Source organism: uncultured Gimesia sp., assembly GCF_937919775.1.
Taxonomy (GTDB): Bacteria; Planctomycetota; Planctomycetia; order Planctomycetales; family Planctomycetaceae; genus Gimesia.
Genome location: NZ_CALFPF010000811.1, coordinates 1 through 2,849 on the forward strand (window position 1 = coordinate 1; position 2,849 = coordinate 2,849).

General features: G+C 49.0%; 4 protein-coding genes. All 4 read left to right on the forward strand.

Features of this window, described 5'->3' with window-relative positions:
• A partial coding sequence (locus tag Q0294_RS23155) for a sigma-70 family RNA polymerase sigma factor (RefSeq protein ID WP_299470224.1) occupies window positions 1–939 on the forward strand: 939 nt, incomplete at its 5' end.
• Window positions 940–982: 43 nt separating this feature from the next.
• Window positions 983–1,393, forward strand: coding sequence for a thiol-disulfide oxidoreductase DCC family protein (locus Q0294_RS23160; protein ID WP_299470226.1), 411 nt, complete (start codon window positions 983–985; stop codon window positions 1,391–1,393).
• Complete coding sequence (locus tag Q0294_RS23165) at window positions 1,393–2,727, forward strand: FAD-dependent oxidoreductase (protein WP_299470228.1); 1,335 nt, start codon at window positions 1,393–1,395, stop codon at window positions 2,725–2,727. The genes Q0294_RS23160 and Q0294_RS23165 overlap by 1 nt, the downstream gene beginning before the upstream one ends.
• The coding region (locus Q0294_RS23495) for a DUF1365 family protein (RefSeq protein WP_366918009.1) at window positions 2,643–2,849 on the forward strand (207 nt) is incomplete at its 3' end. The genes Q0294_RS23165 and Q0294_RS23495, both read left to right, overlap by 85 nt.

Genomic DNA, 2,849 nt, shown 5'->3' on the forward strand with positions numbered 1-2,849 from the left:
GTACACGAAACTGGACGGATAGGCACTCTGCGAGACGATTCAGGGCAGCGTGCTGAATTACTGTTGAAGACGGAGATTGATTTCATTTCAAATCCGATTTTTCAGAGTCCGGAAGCCGGGCATGAAATACTTTACGAATCATTTTCTGATGATTCGGATGAATCAAAGGATTTGATGAAGGTAAATAGTTCTCAGAACCTGCCAGCGCATATCGCCCGTTTATGCGAAGCCGGTGTGCTCTCCGTCGAAGAGGAACAGAATCTGTTCCGTCGCATGAATTATGTCAAGTATAAAGCCAACTCGCTTCGTTCTCAGATTGATCCCGACTCACCCGATGAAGATGAGATCAACACAATCGAGTTGTATCTGAACGAAGCACAAAACATTCGCAGCTATATACTTCGCTGCAACATGCGACTTGTGGTGTCGATCATCAAGAAGTGTGTTACTCCGCATATTTCATTTGACGAACTGCTGAGCGACGGTATCTGGTCTTTACTCAAGGCGGTTGACAAATTTGATTATTCGCGTGGTTTTCGCTTCAGTACTTACGCATACCATGCGATTTCTAATTATGCCTATCGCAAGATTGCTGATCGAAGAAAGGCAAATGCCCGGTTCACACCGGCGACACATACCAGCGCTCTAGATGAGGCCAGAGAAGTCAGGGAGCCCGCGATGGATGAGCAGATCTGGCAGGAATTATCTGCGCTGGTTGCAAAGGCGATGGACAATCTGGATCGGCGTGAGCAGTTGATCGTTCAAGGCCGTTTTGCATTAGGTGAGCAACAAAAAATCCGGACTTTTCAGAGCCTGGCGGATGAACTGGGGATTTCAAAAGAACGAGTCAGGCAGCTTGAACAGCGTGCGGTTGCCAAGCTGCGATTGAAGGCTGAGGAAACAGACCTCGAAATGATGTGCGAACTGGTTGGCTATTAAATATTTGTTTGAAACTTTCGCAAGCAGGAAGAAGCAGACGCTGATGAATCATCAATTTGAGATTGAAGCATTTTATGATGCGGAATGTCCGTTGTGCCTGCGGGAAGTCAACATGATTCGTCGCCTGGACAGAAAACACAAAATCCTGTTTACAAACATTGCTGATCCCAAGTTTGATGCGGAAGCTTATGGCAAAACCTGGGATCAATTCATGAATGAAATGCACGCCCGCTTGCCAGACGGTAGCTGGGTTACGGGAGTCGAAGTGTTTCGCAGACTCTATACAGCCGCTGGTTTGGGGTGGATCGTACTCCCGACGAGACTGCCGGTGGTTTCTCAATTACTGGATCTGACCTACTGTTTTTGCGCAAAAAACAGACTGAGGTTTACCGGACGCTGTAATCATCAAAACGGTAGTTGCCGTGTTCCACATGATATAAACGAGGTGAGCTGATGAAAATTGCCATCATCGGCGGCGGCATCTCGGGTCTGACCGCCGCTTATTGCCTGCAGGGACAACATGATATCACGCTGTTCGAGGCGAATGACTATGTCGGCGGCCACACAAATACAATTGATGTGGAACTGGATGGCGAGCGTCATGCAGTCGATACCGGGTTTATTGTGTTTAACTATCAGACTTATCCCAACTTCACCCGAATTCTGAGTCAACTTGGTGTGGCGTCGCAACCGACGGCGATGAGCTTCAGCATGAAGTGCGAGCGGACGGGGCTTGAGTATCGAGGGGCCGACCTGAATGGCTTTTTTGCGCAGCGACGAAATCTGATCAGTCTGCGTTTCTATCGGCTTTTAAAAGAGATATTACGGTTCAATCGACAGTCGCTTGAGCTGTTGCAGTCGCACGACGAAGAGCAAACGGTGGGCGAATACCTCGCTCGTGAACGTTTCTCACAGGAATTTATCGAACAGTATTTTCTGCCGATGGGCTCTGCCATCTGGTCCTGTCCTTTGGGAACGTTCGAACAATTTCCCATCCGGTTTATTGTGGAGTTTTATCTGAATCACGGGATTCTGGCGATTCGGGACCGTCCTCAATGGAGAGTCATTTGTGGCGGTTCAAATACGTACGTGAAAGCGCTCACAGCCCGATTTGCTGATTCCATCTGTCTCAACACACCAATTGCCTCAGTGGTTCGTAAGGATGCATACGTTGAGGTCTGTACGCGCGGTGGCTTACCTGAGTGTTTCGATCACGTGATTTTCGCCTGCCACAGCGATCAGGCATTGCGCTTACTCGGTGATGATGCAAATTCTGTCGAACGCGATTTGCTGTCGGCATTTCCTTATGAATCGAATGTTGCCCAACTGCATACCGACGCCTCTGTCTTACCTCGGAGTCGGCGCGCCTGGGCCTGCTGGAATTACTTTGCCCCCCGCGACAGTCATGAAAAAGCAACCGTGACTTACAATATGAATCTCCTGCAGAGTTTGCGTTCTAAAAATACATTTTGTGTGACCCTCAACAGCGAAGACAGGGTAAATCCGAAAAAAGTGATTCGCAGCATCAACTACCACCACCCCATTTTTACGGCAGATCGTGCCAAGGCGCAGCGACGTCACCCGGAAGTGATCAATGCGCAGCGAACTTCATTTTGCGGTGCGTACTGGGGAAATGGTTTTCACGAAGACGGCGTCAACAGTGCGCTGGCTGTTTGTCAGGCGTTAATGGAAACGGATGAAACATGGAAAGCGGTATCTACGAAGGCTGGGTTCGACATCGACGATTTGAACCCGTTGAACACAGCTTTCGCAATCGAATCTTCCTGATGTACCTCGATCTCGATGAGCTTGAAACCGTCTTTCATCATCGCTGGTTCTGGTCTACGCGGCGGCCCGCACTGGCACGATTTCGCCGTAAAGACCATATGGGCGATCCTCAAAAACCATTG